A 15,449-nucleotide genomic window follows, 5' to 3' on the forward strand; every position below is an offset into this window, starting at 1 on the left:
CCCGTTTCTATTTGCCTGGATTAATGCCATGACGTCATCAACGATATGACGGGGATGCTATCGCGAAAACGACGCTCAACCGACAGAATGCTTTCCAGTGCGGTGATGACCGCGGCTCATTGGGAGGTAGACATGTTTGTGATTACCGGAATTACGGGGCAGGTTGGAGGTGTCGTGGCGCGTCGTCTGCTGGTGGCAGAAGAGGACGTTCGCGCAGTGGTGCGCAACGCTGCAAAGGGTGCGGCGTGGGCGCAGCAAGGTTGCGAAGTCGCGCTTGCGGAGATGGATGATGCCGACGCGCTGGCTTGCGCATTCGCGGGTGCAAAAGGGGTATTCATCCTGCTGCCGCCCAACTTCGATCCATCTGCGGGCTTTCCCGAGTCGCGCCGCACAATTGCCGCGCTGCGCGCGGCGCTCGAAAGCGCGCGGCCGGAAAAAGTGGTCTGCCTGTCGACGATCGGCGCGCAGGCGACACAGACGAATCTGTTGCAGCAGTTACAGATCATGGAGCAGGAACTGGGATCGCTGCCGATGCCGGTCGCGTTTCTGCGGGCAGGCTGGTTCATCGAGAACGCGGCATGGGACGTCGAAGCCGCGCGTACCACCGGCGTCATTCCGAGCTTTCTGCAGCCGCTCGACAAACCGGTGCCGATGGTGGCAACCAGCGATATCGGCCGCGTGGCGGCGGATCTGCTTCGCGAAGCATGGCAGGGGCGGCGGGTCGTCGAACTGGAAGGTCCGTGGCGCGTCAGCCCGAATGACGTCGCCGCGGCGTTCAGCCATCTGCTTGGCCGGCCGGTGCGGATGGAGCCGGTGCCCCGCGATACGTGGGAAACCCTCTTCATGTCGCAAGGCATGAAGAATCCGACGCCGCGCATGCAGATGCTCGACGGCTTTAACGAAGGCTGGATCGGGTTCGAAGCCCCGCAGGCGGAAACGCTAAAGGGAACCGTGACGGTAGGGACGGTCCTGCAATCGTTGATCGAACGGGATTGAGCGGCTTGCATCGGCCGGTACAGCGGCACCTGAAGAAACCGATGGCGTCCGAAGCGCTCATGACGGAATGCATGAGCGCTTCGGTGCGTTCGGAGCCTGTTTCGACTGGCTATTCCCATCGCTTGTCCTGACTTACCGGCAGCAGACGCAGTGCCGCGTCGTGTCAATCTCGATCATTTGCGGAGGACGCCTGTAAGGGGCGAGGAACCGATCCGCCCGGCCGAATACACAGGCCGGGGTTTTCGTTGCGTCGTCATCGGTGCTCAAACCCGATGGCGAGCGACAGCCGCGCCGTTACGGGGCAATATGTCGATCTGATACGCAGCGAATCGACGGATGGGGGCCACGGACGCCTTCGCGACACCGGAAACTGACGCAGGGAGGGAAGAACAATCGTGCGCACAGTCGAATATCAGTTCTCGACGATATGGCGAATCGATGCGCCCGTGCAGGCGGTCTGGGCCGTCATTCGCGATTCCGCTCGCTGGCCGGAGTGGTGGAAGAATGTCGAACGCGTGGCCGAGCTTGCGCAGGGTTCAGGCGAGGGCGTCGGCGCGATGCATCGTTATACGTGGAAGGGCGCACTGCCGTACCGGATCGTGTTCGACATGCGCGTGACGCGGGTCGAGCCGCTGATCGCGCTGGAAGGCGAGGCGAGCGGCGACGTCGAAGGAACGGGCCGCTGGCGCTTTTCCAGCGAAGGCCGCGCGACAGTCGTCCGCTACGACTGGCAGGTCCGCACGAGCCGGCTCTGGATGAACGTGCTGGCGCCACTCGCGCGGCCGGTGTTCCAGTGGAATCACGATGCAGTGATGCGTGAGGGCGGCATCTCACTGGCTCGCGTACTTGACGCGCGATTGATCAGCATCGAACAGAGCTGAAAAATGTTGGGCGCGCGGCCGCCTCATTGCCTGCGCGCAGACTGCGCGTAATACGCAGCACGTCTTCTGTTGACAACCCCTCGTGTCCGAATCCGAAGAAACAGCGTTTTCCGGATCACGCATCACCGGACCATCCAGCGGATACGGCTGCTCATTCTTTACCTCACAGGTAATCGACGTGCCTTTCGGCGTGCGGCACATTTTCCATACCGCAGCGCCTTTTCGACGATACCAGGAGGTTCCTCATGCACAAGCCGAACATGCAGCCCGCCTCCGATCCGGGCTATATCCGTACTTCAGGCGACGTCCACCTGTTTTACCGCGACTGGGGTGACGGCACGCCGTTAGTGTTCCTGTCGGGCTGGACGCTCAACGCCGACATGTGGGCCTACCAGATGCAGCCGCTCGCGAGGCAGGGCTTTCGCTGCATCGCCTACGACCGGCGCGCGCATGGCCGCTCGAGCGATCCGGGCCGCGGCTATGACTATGACACGCTTGCCGACGATCTTGCGAGCGTTCTGGACACGCTCGACGTAAGCGGCGTCACGCTGGTCGCGCACTCGTTTGCAAGCGGTGAAATCGTGCGCTACGTCAGCCGGCATGACGCCGGACGTATCGCGCGGCTCGTGTTCGTGGCGCCCGCCGCTACACCGTTTCTGCTGAAGACAGCCGACAACCCGAACGGCGTCGACGCAGACGTGTTCGAAGAGACGCGCGCGGCGCTTGCGAAGTCGTTTCCGGACTGGATCGAAGCCAACGCTGCACCGTATTTCGCCCCCGGCACGTCGCGTCTGGCGATCGACTGGACGTCAGCGATGATGTTGCAGACGTCATTGCAAGCGGCCATCGAGCTCAATCGCATTCAGACGACGACCGATTTCCGTGACGAACTTGCTGACATCCGGTTGCCTGCGCTGATCGTGCATGGCGATTGCGATGCGTCGGCACCGCTCGAACTCACCGGGCGACCGACAGCAAGGTCGATTCCGAACGCCAGACTCAAGGTCTACGAAGGCGCAGGTCATGGCCTCTACCTGACGCGTGCAGAGCAACTGAACAAGGATCTGGTCGAGTTCGTGCGCGCATGAGTATGGGTAGTTCAAAACCAGTGGCGGGTTCGTGGCCTTGCGCGCGGAGGTCATGGAATGGCGCGAAAGATGACGCTTTGTTATCTCCAACATGATCTGCGCGCGCCGAATCCTGCGGTGCGCGACGAGCGTCTTCAGGACCACCTGCTTGCGGAGTGCGAGCTTTTCTCCGGCGTCAAACTCCCGCTTTAACAGGAGTAGTATGAATGTATGTCACTCAACTTTCCGAATCCGAGCCGTAGCTACGATGCCTCCCGACATTGCGTCGTGTTCTGGGGCTACGACGACTCGCGAGAAATTGCCTTCCAGGTCGATGAAGCCGTGCTGTCGAACCTGAGCCCCGGCATGGCTTCCGATGAATCGTCCATGCTCGCGGCGTTCGATCTTCATCACGATCGCGTGCTGTTGCTGGCCCGGGGCGTTTATTCAGGTGGTCCGCAGAAGAACAGGTACACAATCTCGTGAAAGCCATGCTGGCGGTTGTGAGAGGGATGCGCTGCATGCCGCAGTTTTAGTTCTGCAAGATCCCCGGCATCGTTTTTCTCCTGTTGTCCTTTCCCGCTTTTTCCTCGCTTTAGCCCCTTAAGCTGTCAACCTGCGCGTCGTGTTGCGCCGCGCAAGAATTCGTTCGCCTCGCGGATTGAATCATTCCGTCGTTGTCCATGGGTGTCCATGGGTGGCGCAGTCGTGACGCAACTCGCAGTTTGGTTGTTAGACTGGCGATATCAGGGCGCCACCGCCCGAACGTTCAGGAGACACCCATGACGAAGATCGCGTTCAAGGATTTCGAGCGGCAGGTTGTGCAGCGTCACCTGATCAAAGGCAACGCCTATGAAAACGCCGCGGCGCTCGTTGAACGAGCGAATGCCTGGATCGGCGAAAACAGCATCGATGTCGTGAACGTCGAAAGCCTGTCAACCTTCGGCACGGGCGACGACACCAGCGTGAGCCACTGGTATTCGGGAATACGTATCTGGTACAGGGAGGGTTGATCGCCGGCTTGAGCGGTGTTCCCCGTGGCTTGTGGCCGGATAGCCCCCGATGCGGCGGTTATCCGGTGCTGCCTGAAGGTTCCTTGACACGGCTCCTCAAGACGGCCGTGCGGGGAAACAGCAACTGGCGCGCAATCATTCCTGCGACGATGCTGGGTCTTTCGCCGGATACACGTGCGCCCCTCGCAGCGCGAGTCTGCCAGACCGTCAGTCACGGCCGGGGACAGGTGCTACGATGACCCGAACTTGTCGCGGAGGCTTCGATGCAAAAGGCCGCTCTGTTTCACGTCGTTCTTGACTACCTCGAAGCGAACGATACGCCGTCAGGCGACGTTCAGCGGTTCGTCGACCGCTGGCACCGGCTGAAACCGCAGGACGCCGCTCCGTGCCCCGTCTGCTACCTTGCCGGCGAAGAACAGCCGCTCGTTCCCCTGCGCGCGGAGGGCAATTTCGATGTGGTCAGTTGTCCCGCCTGCAAGACGCGGTTCGACGTGCCAGTCGACGATTGACGTCCGGCGAGCGCCGGATAAATGAGCCCCCGGTAATGGGGCACTTTAAGAAGAAAAAGAACGGACTCGCGCGTCTGCGTCCGGGAACGCATCGCCTAAAATACAGGCATGCTCGCCGCTGGGCGAAGGAGGTTGAGATGGCCGAGTCGATGACGGGACTGTGGCTGGGAGTGATTGTGCTGATCGTCGCTGCGATTCTGGTGGCAGAGCACTATCGGCGCGAACGTCGCAGGGGGCGGCAGCTTCGCTGGCTCGACACGCACCCCACACACGACTGGTTGCACCACAGGCACTGATGACGCTCTCCGCATGGCAAGTCCCTGCGACAGGCGTCACGCAGAACAGGCCTTCCGGGCGCGGGGCCTCGTGACAGGATGAGTCAATCACCGGATCTGGCGCGGAATTTCAACGTTCGCACGATGACGGCCGCCGAGGTCGCGCTCGCGCTCGACTGGGCCGCCGCCGAGGGCTGGAATCCGGGCCGGCACGACGCGCAATGCTTTCAGGCGGCGGATCCTAACGGCTTTTTTATCGGCGAGTGGCAGGGCGCGCCGGTCGCGTGTCTGTCTGCCGTCGCCTATGACGACGGTTTCGGTTTCATCGGTCTCTATATCGTCCGCCCCGGCTTCCGCGCAATGGGCTTCGGCATGCGCATCTGGCAGCACGGCATGGCGTATCTCGGCAGTCGCAATGTCGGACTCGACGGCGTCGTGGCCCAGCAGGCGAACTACCGGAAATCGGGCTTTGAGCCTGCATGGCGCAACATCCGCTTTCAGGGCCTGGTGCCAGGCGCTGACGGCGCCAACGTTTCAGAGGTGTCGGCGCTACCGTTCGAGCAACTGGTGGCATACGACAGCCTGCACTTTTCCTGCGAACGCGCACGGTTTCTCGCGCAGTGGATCGGCCAGCCGGAGAGTGCCGCGCTGGCGGTCGTGAGCGGCGGCCGTATCCGTGGCTACGGCGTGCTGCGCAGCTGTCAAACTGGCTGCAAGATCGGCCCGCTTTTCGCCGACGACGCACTCGTGGCGGACGAACTGCTGCGCGCGCTCTGCGCCCGGTTTCCCGGGCAAACGATGACGCTCGACGTACCGGAGACCAATCCCGCCGCGCTCGCCCTGGCCGGGCGGCATGGGATGGCGCGCGTCTTCGAAACCGCCCGCATGTACACGAAGGAGGCGCCGGCACTGCCGCTCGGGCAGGTGTTCGGGGTGACGTCCTTCGAGCTCGGCTGAAGACAGCGCCTCTACGGCTCCCCGCCGATGTTGCCTGGATATTGACCGGATAGCATGTCCGGTATCCAGAGGCTACCTGAGACGGAGGAAAACATGATTTCGAGCCGGAATGAAGTCACGCAGATGATCGTCGCCGCAAAAGTGGCCCGCGGCGTCAAATGGGCGGACGTGGCGAGCGCCGTCGGTCTGAGCAAGGAGTGGACGACTGCCGCGTGCCTCGGGCAGATGACCTTCGACAAGGCGCAGGCCGAAACGGTCGGCAAGCTGTTCGGGTTGCCGGATGAGGCGGTCGCATGGCTGCAGATCGTCCCGTACAAGGGCTCATTGCCGGACGCCGTGCCGACCGATCCGCTGATCTACCGCTGGTACGAGATCGTCAGCGTGTATGGGACGACGATCAAGGAACTGATCCACGAAGAATTCGGCGACGGCATCATGAGCGCCATCGATTTTTCGATGGACATTCAGCGTGAGCCCGATCCGAAGGGCGATCGCGTCCACGTGGTGCTGTCCGGCAAGTTTCTGCCGTATAAGCGCTATTGACCGGTACCACCTGAAGGCATCGCGGGGACACGTCGTGGGCGAGCGGGAACGCCCGCTCGCCTGATCGACTGGATGGCTGCGTACAGCGGCGGGCCGCGGCCAACGAAATCCCGGCGGTTACAATGGATTATCGAAAGCCTTCACGCGTTGAGACAGCCGCAATGCCTATTCACTATCTCCGAACGTTGACGAGTCCCGGGCGCACCCAGGAGAGCAATCGCAGTCTTGGCCGCTCGCTTGCCTTCGTGGCGGGGGCGGTGAATGCCGGCGGCTTTCTGGCGGTGGGTCAATACACGTCCCATATGACCGGAATCGTGTCGGCGCTCGCCGACAATGTCGCACTCGGCGATGTCGCGCTGGTGATCGCGGGGCTCAGTTCGATACTCGCGTTTCTGACCGGCGCTGGTACGTCGGCGATCCTGATCAACTGGGGGCGGCGGCGTGCGTTGCAGAGCGAATACGCCGTACCCTTTATGGTCGAAGCGGTCCTGCTCCTCTGTTTCGGTTTCCTTGGCTCGAATCTGGAGCGGCACCGGCTGCTTTTCGTGCCGGCGACCGTCGGGCTGCTTTGTTTCGTGATGGGCCTGCAGAACGCCATGATCACGAAAATTTCGAAGGCCGAGATTCGCACGACGCATGTGACCGGTCTCGTGACCGATATCGGCATCGAGCTTGGCAAGCTCGTGTACTGGAACTGGGGCGACGCTTCGTCGGGCACGGGGAATGTCGTTGCGGACCGCGCGCGGCTTCGTCTGCTTGGCTCCCTGCTGGCGATGTTCCTGGGCGGCGGCCTCGCGGGTGCGTTCGGGTTCAAGCACGTTGGCTTCATCGTGACGGTGCCGCTTGCCGCCGTGCTTGTCGTGCTGGCGATCGTGCCCGTGTTCGATGACCTGATAGGGCCGCGTCGTCCCTGAGCCCGGAAGACTCAGGCGATCAGCGCACCGCGCTCGTTCAGCAACTGGCGAAGAATCCCCCGATGGCATCGGCTCTCGTCTTCGCAATAGCAGCCTACGGAAAAGTGTGTCGTTTTCGACAACGCGGCCAGCAGATCCAGCACCTTGCTGGCATCGCTGCTGTTCACCTCCGCGCGGAATTTCCGCACGAACCCGTCCCATTCCGCCTGGCGGGTCGCCGCCCTGGCCTGAGCCATCAGGTCCAGGCTTGGCGACAGCATGGGCAGCCAGACATCGTAATAGTCCCGGCTACTGAACTCGGTTTTGGGCACGCCGCGCGGCGGCCGCCGAACCGTGCCGATTCGCAAACCTTCGTCCGACGCTCGCGCCGATCCGAGTTGAACAATTCTGATGCTCATATTTCCATCCAGGTGGTTTAGCGCCTGTTATCTGACAGAGCCAGTCAACCCGCAGGACGTCCGCGCAGAACGCTCGCGGCGATAAGGTGTGCGGGGCATGCTTCTTGAACGTCGCAGTCATGCCATCGTCGTGCAGCGATGGCATGACGCTTCGGTCGACACGCACCGGCATGCAAATATGCTTCAGTCTGGAGAAATCGGCAAGCATGTCGAGCCTGCGAAGAAACCCACTCGCCTGGCGGGTGCCAGCAAGCGCCGTGGCTGCCCTGTCACGCGACAGCGGCCATCGGATCCCACGCTTCGTGACATGCGATGCCGCCATCGCTGAAGAGCAGTGGAGGAAAGGAATTTGCCGCCTTATACTCAGCACCAGCTATGGTTCGTGGGAGCACGGTATGAGACGCGTCACTGTCCGGCGATCGCCGGTTCATGGGAAAGGGGTATTCGCACTGCGGCCGCTCGCGGCGGGCGAGCGCGTGCTCGAATACAAGGGTGAACGCATGAACTGGCGTGAGGCGGTGCGCCGTCATCAGCGTTACGGTATCGAGGGGCACACATTCCTGTTCGGTCTGTCCGACGGGCGGGTAATCGACGGCAGTCGAGGCGGCAACAGCGCGCGCTGGCTGAATCACGCGTGCAACGCAAACTGCGAGACGGTGGAAGACGGCGAACGGGTTTTCATCGAGACCACCACGGACATTGCAGCGGGCGAAGAACTTTTTATCGAATACCGGCTGGTTGTCGATGAAGAGATCGATGACGCCACGCGGCAGCAGTACGCGTGCCATTGCGGACGCGCCGGGTGCCGGGCATCGATGCTCGGGGATGTCGTGTGAGCGTATCCGAAGGCGCCGCGCCACCGACTTATTCCGCGCCCGCGAGCCACGCCCGCCAGCCGCCGGTCTGGGTGATGTCGAGCGCATTCTGCAGGCCATGCTGTTCGCAGATGAAGCCGGTTTCCCAACGTCCATCCGCAAGCTCGATCTTGCCGAGACCGAGCGGGGCGGGAATGCCAGCGAGAAACGAACCGACTTCCGCACTGGGCAACTCCCATACCTCGACGGCAACCGCTGCGCCCGCCTGACTGACACGCGCCATGCCCGGACGCGGAACGCCGCCGCCCGTCAACGCGTAGAGCCGGTAGTGCGGTGCGGTGGTCGTTGCAGCGACGAGCCGTGCGCCGCATCGCGTCAACTGGCCGTTGAGCGGCAGGCCCTCAAGGTGCGCGCCGCACACGACAAGGCGCATCCGGTCGTGACCTGCGTTGCCGGCAGGTGCGACGAGATCGCATGACCCGCCGCCGACGAGCGGCAGTTCGAGCGCTCGCTGAAACCCATCCGCGACACTCAGCAGGTACTGGTCGGTGAATGCGCGGCCGAAGAGCGTCACGCCCCAAGGCAGGCCGTTCTTCATGAAGCCGGCCGGCACGGCGAGCGCAGCGTAGTCGAGCAGGTTCATGAAGTTCGTGTAATAGCCGAGCAGCGAATTCGCGCCGATCGGATCGCGCTCCAGTTCGTCTAGCGTGACCGGACGCGGGAGGGACGGCGTCAGCACGAAATCGAGCGTATCGAGCACGGCGTCGCAGGTTTTTTTCAGCGCCTGCAGACGGTATTGCGCGCGGAATGCGTCGACAGCGGTGGTGCTCGGCGCCTTCGCGAGCACATCGCGGATCACAGGGAGCACCACCTCCGGTTGCGTCTCTATCAGCTCGCCTGCCACGCTGTAGCGTTCCGCGACCCAGGGGCCTTCGTACAGCAGCTTTGCCGCTTCCATAAATGGTGCGAAGTCGATCTCGACCGCCTCCCCGCCGAGCGCTTCGAGCGTCGCTCGCGTGTGTGCGAACAACACCGGACTTTCTTCGCAGCCGGCGAATTCGGCTATGCGCGGCACGCCGAAACGAAAGCACGCGACCTTGCCGAACGCTGTCGCGTCGTTCCATTGCGGATTGGCACGGCTGTAGGGATCGGCGGGGTCCAGTTGCGCGGTCAGGGCAAGCAGTTCGCTGGCTTCGCGTGCGGTTGCGGTGAGGAACGTGACGCAGTCGAGCGTGCGGCACGCGGGTACGACGCCCGCCGTCGACAGCAGACCTTTCGTGCCCTTCAGCCCCACGAGGTTGTTCAACGCGGCGGGCACACGTCCGGAGCCTGCGGTATCGGTGCCGAGCGCGAAGCTCGCGACACCCAGCGCCACGGCCAGCGACGACCCCGAACTCGATCCGCCCGCCGGATAGTCCGGCAGCACACTGTTACGGCACCTGCCATAGGGCGAACGTGTGCCGTTCAGACCGGTGGCGAACTGGTCGAGATTGGTTTTCCCAAGTGGAACCGCCCCGAGCGCAATCAACTGGGCGACAAGCGTGGCGGACTCAGCAGGCGTGTACGCGAAGGCTGGGCATGCAGCAGTTGTCGGTATGCCTGCGAGGTCGATGTTGTCCTTGATCGCAAACGGGACGCCAAAGAGCGGTAGCGATTCGACATCGCGTGTTTCCAGCGCGGCGAGATACGGTTCGAGTTCCGCCTCGGACAGCAAATGAATGAACAGGTGATAGTCCGCGTCGAGCGCGGCCGCGCGCTCGCGCAACCCGCCAATCAGACGGCGCGGCGTGGTGGTCCCTGCGCGGTACGCCGCGCGCAACGTGTGCAGACGGAGATCGAATGAAGACATGCTGGATCCTGAAGAGTAGTTGTTCATGGCTTAAGGGCTTAAGACTCACGCGCGTCCGATCACCACGACGCGCTGTCCCGCCCGCACCGGAGAACCGGGTGCGACGTACACCTCGTCGACGATGCCGGAGCACGGTGCAGTGACCGAGATCTCCATCTTCATTGATTCGATGACGAGCAGCACGTCGCCCGCCACGACCGTCGTGCCGGGGTTGACGTGGACCTGCCACAGATTGCCAGCGAGCTCACTGTCGACTGCGACCTGGTGATCTTCCAGCGGCGTCGTGTCGGTGTCGGCGGCAGGGGCCGGCTCCGGCGCTTCCAGGGCGCTGCCCGCCTCGTGCCAGCGCTGCCGTTCGGCCTGGAACGCGGCCTGCTGCCGCGTGCGGAACTGGTCGATGTCGTCGGCTTCGCGCTCGAGAAAGGCCTGATAGTCGGCCAGCGACAGTTCGGTTTCTTCGATTCGCAGCGGGTAACGCCCGAGCGGAAAGTTCTCGCGTATCTGCAGCAGTTCCTCTGCCGGGACTTCGTAAAAGCGGATCTGGTCGAAGAAGCGCAACAGATACGGGCGGCCCGCAAAGTCCGCCGTTTGACGAAAGCGATTCCACATCTGCAGCGTGCGTCCGACGAACTGGTATCCGCCCGGACCTTCCATCCCATACACGCACAGATAGGCGCCGCCGATGCCCACCGAGTTCTCTGCGGTCCACGTCCGTGCCGGGTTGTACTTGGTCGTCACGAGGCGATGGCGCGGGTCGAGCGGCGTCGCAACCGGCGCGCCGAGATACACATCACCAAGCCCCATCACGAGATAACTTGCATCGAAGACGATGTTCTTCACGGCGTCGATCGAATCGAGATCGTTGATGCGGCGGATGAATTCCAGATTGCTCGGGCACCATGGCGCGTCCTTGCGCACCGTGGTCATGTATTTGTCGATGGCGAGCTGACAGGCCGGGTCGTCCCATGACAGCGGCAGGTGCACGACGCGCGACGGCACGCGCAGATCCTGTTGTAGCAGGACACGCTGCCAGGTGCTTTCGACCGTGGCGAGCAAGGTGGCGAGCGGCAGACGTTCAGGCTGATAGTGAATCTGCAGCGAGCGGATGCCGGGCGTGAGGTCGATCACACCTTCAATGTCGAGCGCCTCAAGCGATTGCATCAGCGCATGGCCGCGAAACCGCAGCACGAGATCGAGTTCGGCCGGGCCGATTTCGAGCAGCAGGTGCGTATCGCCGGACAGGCGCGCGACGAGCCGCTCGCGATCCGAGCCGATGTCCAGCACGATCGGCGACACGAGCGCAGGCGTTGCGCCGATGCGCGAGGCGTCGACCGGCGCTGCGTCTGTCTGTGCTTCGAGCATGGCCGTTTCGACGTGGCGGGCCCGGGCGGCGGCACGGGCCGTGTCGATATCGACGGGCACGAAGCGCACCTTGTCGCCGGCCTTCAGCTGGCCGATCTGCCAGAGGTCCGCCTCGATGATCGTGACCGGACAGACGAAGCCGCCGAGGCTGGGGCCATCGGGGCCCAGAATCACCGGCATGTCGCCGGTAAAGTCGATCGCACCCACCGCATACGGATTGTCGTGAATGTTCGACGGATGCAGGCCCGCTTCGCCGCCGTCCTGACGCGTCCATTCCGGTTTCGGACCGATCAGGCGCACGCCGGTGCGGCTCGAGTTGAAATGGATCTCCCATTCGGTCGCAAGAAAGCGGTCGATGTACGCCGTACTGAAATATTCCGGTGCGCCATGCGGGCCGTAGATCACCCGCAGCACGCGCACGTCCTGCGGTTGCGGCGTGAGTTGGGCGGGCAGTGCTGCGCCCGCTGCACGGTCAGTGAGTGGCTGAAGGTGCAGTACATCGCCGGCACGCAGCGCGCGGCCGCCATGCCCGCCGAACTGTCCCAGCGTGAATGTGCTTCGGCTGCCGAGATACTGTGCAACGTCGAGTCCGCCGCGCACGCACAGATACGCGCGCGCGCCCGCGCCGCGAATCGTGCCGAGCGCGAGCGTCGCGCCGGCCGCGATGTAGAGCGCGGTGTGGAGCGGCTGGGGGATGTCGTCGATCGTGACAGGCAGCGCCGCACCTGTGATGGCGACGACCGCATCGGTATTGAAGCGCAGCGTCGGGCCACTCATGGTGATCTCGAGCGCGGCAGCGGACGCGTCGTTGTCGAGCAGGCGATTGCCGAGCCGCAACGCGCGGTCGTCCATCGGACCTGACGGCGGAATGCCTACTGCCCAGTATCCGAGCCGCCCCGGATAATCCTGGACCGTCGTCTGCGTGCCGCCGCTCAACACTTCGAACGTGGTGGCGTGATAGCGGAGACCTTCGAGGCAACGCGTCCACGGCTCGCCGCTCGCAAATGGCGTGTCGTCGAGTATTTGGCGCAGATAGTCGCGATTCGTCTCGACGCCGTACAAGCGCGTCGCGCCAAGCGCCGCACCGAGCGCGTGGCGCGCTTCATCGCGCGTCGGCGACCAGGCGATCAGTTTCGCCAGCATCGGATCGAAGTAGGGCGGCACCTCGCAGCCGGCTTCGATCCACGTATCGATACGCAGTGTGCGGCCATCGGCAGCGGGGAATGCAACGTCCGTCAGCAGGCCCGGGCTCGGCTTGAATTCGCGGCCCGGATCTTCGGCGTAGAGGCGCGCCTGGATCGCGTGGCCAGAGGGCCGCAGGTCGCCCATGAGCGTATCGAGCGGCGCCAGCGTACCGGCTGCGAGTTCGATCATCCAGCGCACGAGATCGACACCCCAGACCTGTTCCGTCACACCATGCTCGACCTGCAGACGCGTGTTCACTTCGAGGAAATAGAAGCGCTCGGCGAGGCTGTCGTAGACGAACTCGACGGTTCCCGCCGAGCGGTAGCCGACGGCCTTCGCCAGCCGGATCGCCGCGGCGCAAAGCGCGTCGGCCATGCCGTCGGGCAGGTTCGGTGCGGGCGTCTCCTCCAGCACCTTCTGGTTGCGCCGTTGCACGGAGCAGTCGCGCACGCCCAGCGCGATGGCGTCACCTTTGCCGTCGCCGAAGACCTGCACTTCGAGGTGACGCGCACGCTCGATGTACTTTTCGAGAAACACGCCCGCGTCGCTGAAGTTGTTCTGACCAAGGCGCTTCACGACGTCGAACTGCGACATCAGTTCATCGACCGAGCGGCACACGCGCATGCCGATGCCGCCGCCTCCTGCCGTGCTTTTCAGCATCACCGGGTAGCCGATGCGTTCTGCCGCCTCCAGTGCCGCGGCAATGTCGTCGAGCAGACCAGTGCCCTCCAGCATCGGCACGCCCTGCGTCGCGGCGATCGAGCGCGCGGTGTGCTTGAGCCCGAAAGCCCGTAACTGCCCGGGTGTCGGTCCGATGAACGCGATGCCGGCTGCTTCGCACGCCTGCGCGAAGTCGGCGTTCTCCGACAGGAAGCCGTAGCCCGGATGAATCGCCTGCACGCGTTCGGCACGCGCGACGTCGAGGATCTTGCCGACGTCGAGATAGGTCGCGCCGGCCGCGCCTTCACCCAGACCGTGCGCCGCAAAGGCTTCTGTGACGTGCCGGCTCGCGCGGTCGGCTTCGCTGTACACCGCGATGCCCGCTATATCGAGTTCGCGCAGCGTGCGCAGGATGCGGCAGGCAATCGCGCCGCGATTGGCAATGAGGACTTTCTCGAACATGAGAGGACGTGTAAGGCATGGGCGGGCCGTCCCGCCACGTGAGCATGCATGCCGTGGTCGTCCACGGCGTGTTAGCAATGAAGCTGTCTGGCGTTTAGTGTTTTGTCTGCACAGGCGAGGTTGCGGCGCGGTGAATCGGGAAATAGCGTTCCGCGCGAACCCGCAGCACCTCGTAGATCCAGTCGCGTACGGTCTTCAGTTCCATATCAGCAGCTCCGCGGGCGTCGGGTTGTAGGCGTTGCAGGGGTTGTTCAGTTGCGGACAGTTCGAGATCAGCACGATCACATCCATTTCCGCACGCATCTCGACGTATTTGCCGGGCGCCGAAATTCCGTCTTCGAACGTCAGGCCGCCGGTCGCCGTCACCGGCACGTTCATGAAGAAGTTGACGTTCGCATTGATGTCGCGCTTCGACAGGCGGCCGTCGTGGGCACAGGCGCGCAGGTAGTTGTCGCGGCAGCTATGCATGTAGCGCTTTTCGAGCGCATAGCGCACGGTGTTGCTCTCCTGTGCGCAGGCTCCGCCGAGCGTATCGTGACGCCCGCACGTATCGGCGACGATGGTCAGCATCGGGTTGCCGAGGTTCGAATACAGCACCGTGCCGGTCGTCAGATACAGGCTTTGCTGACGGCGCAACGTGCGTTGCGCGTCGTAGCGTTCGCGCGGGTCGGCGAGGCTGTAGAAGAGCGTGTCGACGGCCTGGTTGCCTTCCAGGTCGTGGATGCGCAGCGTCTGGCCGGCCTTGACTTCCTTGAGCCACGGTTCGCCCGCCGCCAGCGTTTCGCGATAGATCGCATCGGCGGGATTCCTGGTGCTTTCGATGAGCGTTGTCGTCATCTGGCGTGCTCCGGTCAAAGAAAGAAGCGTTCAGTGTTGATGAAGCCGCGGACGTTTTCGTCGCACGACGTGCGGCAGAGTTCGGCGACCTGCGGATCGGCGGCGGCCAGCGTGAGCTTGACGGGCTTCGGCGCGTATTCCGGATTCGGGTCGAGCGGATGCTGGATCGCCGTCAGTACGACAAGCGTGTGCATTGGCGCGTACAGCTCGACGTAGTCGCCCGCCTTCGAATTGTCCGGCACGAAGCTGAGCGCGCCGGCGTCGGTGACATCGACACGGCTGAACAGGTTCAGCGTCATCAACAGATCGGCGAGGCCGAGGCCCCATTTGCCGAGTTCGACGAGCAGGTTGTCGGTGCCGTTGCGGAAGAACGCGTTGCGCAATTCCTGATAGCGGCCGCTGCCGAATTTCTGCCGCACTTCGTCTGCGTTCGAGACGCCGGTGAGCGTGTCATGCCAGCCGCACGTGTCCGCAACGACGGCTGCGAGCACCCGGCCCATGTCGGAGTACAGGCAGTGACCCGCCGTGAGTTTTGCAGTGTGCTGGCACTTGAGCGTATCGGGCAGATTGAGGCGTTCGCTTGTCTCCGCGGCGTTGACCATCATCACGCTCACGTTGGCGCCGCCGCGCAGATCGGTGATCCGCAGCGATTGCCCACGCTTGACAATGAGCGACGTATGACCGCCGCCGGGAACCGTTTCTTCCAGTAGATAATCCATGTTGCGT

16 protein-coding genes are annotated in these 15,449 nt (G+C 63.4%); 11 read left to right on the forward strand and 5 right to left on the reverse strand.

Annotated features, from left to right (window positions below):
• Positions 1–132 precede the first annotated feature (132 nt).
• The 10 genes from B0G77_RS16125 (at position 133) to B0G77_RS16165 (ending at position 7,155) form a co-directional block, all read left to right on the forward strand.
• A complete protein-coding gene (locus tag B0G77_RS16125) occupies positions 133–996 on the forward strand; it encodes an NmrA family NAD(P)-binding protein (RefSeq protein ID WP_133663016.1) in 864 nt (287 codons plus the stop codon).
• 395 nt (positions 997–1,391) lie between these two features.
• Complete coding sequence (locus B0G77_RS16130; protein ID WP_133663017.1) at positions 1,392–1,877, forward strand: SRPBCC family protein; 486 nt, start codon at positions 1,392–1,394, stop codon at positions 1,875–1,877.
• 245 nt (positions 1,878–2,122) lie between these two features.
• Positions 2,123–2,965, forward strand: a complete 843-nt coding sequence (locus B0G77_RS16135; protein ID WP_243751016.1) for an alpha/beta hydrolase — start codon at positions 2,123–2,125, stop codon at positions 2,963–2,965.
• 210 nt (positions 2,966–3,175) lie between these two features.
• A complete protein-coding gene (locus tag B0G77_RS16140) occupies positions 3,176–3,430 on the forward strand; it encodes a DUF1488 domain-containing protein (RefSeq protein ID WP_133663018.1) in 255 nt (84 codons plus the stop codon).
• Between the two features lie 296 nt (positions 3,431–3,726).
• Positions 3,727–3,957, forward strand: coding sequence for a hypothetical protein (locus tag B0G77_RS16145; protein ID WP_133663019.1), 231 nt, complete (start codon positions 3,727–3,729; stop codon positions 3,955–3,957).
• Positions 3,958–4,220: 263 nt separating this feature from the next.
• On the forward strand, positions 4,221–4,466 hold the full coding sequence (locus B0G77_RS16150) for a hypothetical protein (protein ID WP_133663020.1): 246 nt from the start codon (positions 4,221–4,223) through the stop codon (positions 4,464–4,466).
• A 137-nt stretch (positions 4,467–4,603) separates the two neighbouring features.
• On the forward strand, positions 4,604–4,762 hold the full coding sequence (locus tag B0G77_RS43220) for a hypothetical protein (RefSeq protein WP_166656162.1): 159 nt from the start codon (positions 4,604–4,606) through the stop codon (positions 4,760–4,762).
• A 78-nt stretch (positions 4,763–4,840) separates the two neighbouring features.
• Positions 4,841–5,698, forward strand: coding sequence for a GNAT family N-acetyltransferase (locus tag B0G77_RS16155; RefSeq protein ID WP_133663021.1), 858 nt, complete (start codon positions 4,841–4,843; stop codon positions 5,696–5,698).
• Positions 5,699–5,791: 93 nt separating this feature from the next.
• On the forward strand, positions 5,792–6,241 hold the full coding sequence (gene cynS / locus B0G77_RS16160; RefSeq protein ID WP_133663022.1) for a cyanase: 450 nt from the start codon (positions 5,792–5,794) through the stop codon (positions 6,239–6,241).
• Between the two features lie 161 nt (positions 6,242–6,402).
• Complete coding sequence (locus tag B0G77_RS16165) at positions 6,403–7,155, forward strand: YoaK family protein (protein ID WP_133663023.1); 753 nt, start codon at positions 6,403–6,405, stop codon at positions 7,153–7,155.
• Between the two features lie 11 nt (positions 7,156–7,166).
• Here B0G77_RS16165 and B0G77_RS16170 read toward each other — a convergent pair whose 3' ends face one another.
• Positions 7,167–7,553: a DUF488 family protein gene (locus B0G77_RS16170; protein WP_133663024.1), complete on the reverse strand. Its 387-nt coding sequence runs from the start codon at positions 7,551–7,553 to the stop codon at positions 7,167–7,169.
• Positions 7,554–7,948: 395 nt separating this feature from the next.
• Here B0G77_RS16170 and B0G77_RS16175 point away from each other — a divergent pair, with 395 nt between their 5' ends.
• Positions 7,949–8,389: an SET domain-containing protein-lysine N-methyltransferase gene (locus tag B0G77_RS16175; protein ID WP_133663025.1), complete on the forward strand. Its 441-nt coding sequence runs from the start codon at positions 7,949–7,951 to the stop codon at positions 8,387–8,389.
• A 28-nt stretch (positions 8,390–8,417) separates the two neighbouring features.
• Here the strand turns inward: B0G77_RS16175 and atzF are convergent, their stop codons facing one another.
• The 4 genes from atzF to B0G77_RS16195 form a co-directional block, all read right to left on the reverse strand.
• Positions 8,418–10,217, reverse strand: coding sequence for an allophanate hydrolase (atzF, locus tag B0G77_RS16180; RefSeq protein WP_133663026.1), 1,800 nt, complete (start codon positions 10,215–10,217; stop codon positions 8,418–8,420).
• A 45-nt stretch (positions 10,218–10,262) separates the two neighbouring features.
• Positions 10,263–13,886, reverse strand: a complete 3,624-nt coding sequence (uca, locus tag B0G77_RS16185) for an urea carboxylase (protein WP_133663027.1) — start codon at positions 13,884–13,886, stop codon at positions 10,263–10,265.
• A 195-nt stretch (positions 13,887–14,081) separates the two neighbouring features.
• Positions 14,082–14,723, reverse strand: coding sequence for an urea amidolyase associated protein UAAP2 (locus B0G77_RS16190; RefSeq protein ID WP_133663028.1), 642 nt, complete (start codon positions 14,721–14,723; stop codon positions 14,082–14,084).
• 14 nt (positions 14,724–14,737) lie between these two features.
• A complete protein-coding gene (locus B0G77_RS16195; RefSeq protein ID WP_133663029.1) occupies positions 14,738–15,442 on the reverse strand; it encodes an urea amidolyase associated protein UAAP1 in 705 nt (234 codons plus the stop codon).
• Positions 15,443–15,449: the final 7 nt, after the last annotated feature.

Origin of the sequence: Paraburkholderia sp. BL10I2N1, from assembly GCF_004361815.1 — a bacterium.
GTDB lineage: Bacteria > Pseudomonadota > Gammaproteobacteria > Burkholderiales > Burkholderiaceae > Paraburkholderia.

Bases quoted from the DNA above. Each gene is read 5' to 3' on its own strand.
- B0G77_RS16125 (WP_133663016.1), top strand. From the start codon at position 133: ATGTTTGTGATTACCGGAATTACGGGGCAGGTTGGAGGTGTCGTGGCG.
- B0G77_RS16135 (WP_243751016.1), top strand. From the start codon at position 2,123: ATGCACAAGCCGAACATGCAGCCCGCCTCCGATCCGGGCTATATCCGT.
- B0G77_RS16140 (WP_133663018.1), top strand. From the start codon at position 3,176: ATGTCACTCAACTTTCCGAATCCGAGCCGTAGCTACGATGCCTCCCGA.
- B0G77_RS16145 (WP_133663019.1), top strand. From the start codon at position 3,727: ATGACGAAGATCGCGTTCAAGGATTTCGAGCGGCAGGTTGTGCAGCGT.
- B0G77_RS16150 (WP_133663020.1), top strand. From the start codon at position 4,221: ATGCAAAAGGCCGCTCTGTTTCACGTCGTTCTTGACTACCTCGAAGCG.
- B0G77_RS43220 (WP_166656162.1), top strand. From the start codon at position 4,604: ATGGCCGAGTCGATGACGGGACTGTGGCTGGGAGTGATTGTGCTGATC.
- B0G77_RS16155 (WP_133663021.1), top strand. From the start codon at position 4,841: ATGAGTCAATCACCGGATCTGGCGCGGAATTTCAACGTTCGCACGATG.
- cynS (WP_133663022.1), top strand. From the start codon at position 5,792: ATGATTTCGAGCCGGAATGAAGTCACGCAGATGATCGTCGCCGCAAAA.
- B0G77_RS16165 (WP_133663023.1), top strand. From the start codon at position 6,403: ATGCCTATTCACTATCTCCGAACGTTGACGAGTCCCGGGCGCACCCAG.
- B0G77_RS16170 (WP_133663024.1), bottom strand. From the start codon at position 7,553: ATGAGCATCAGAATTGTTCAACTCGGATCGGCGCGAGCGTCGGACGAA.
- B0G77_RS16175 (WP_133663025.1), top strand. From the start codon at position 7,949: ATGAGACGCGTCACTGTCCGGCGATCGCCGGTTCATGGGAAAGGGGTA.
- atzF (WP_133663026.1), bottom strand. From the start codon at position 10,217: ATGTCTTCATTCGATCTCCGTCTGCACACGTTGCGCGCGGCGTACCGC.
- uca (WP_133663027.1), bottom strand. From the start codon at position 13,886: ATGTTCGAGAAAGTCCTCATTGCCAATCGCGGCGCGATTGCCTGCCGC.
- B0G77_RS16190 (WP_133663028.1), bottom strand. From the start codon at position 14,723: ATGACGACAACGCTCATCGAAAGCACCAGGAATCCCGCCGATGCGATC.
- B0G77_RS16195 (WP_133663029.1), bottom strand. From the start codon at position 15,442: ATGGATTATCTACTGGAAGAAACGGTTCCCGGCGGCGGTCATACGTCG.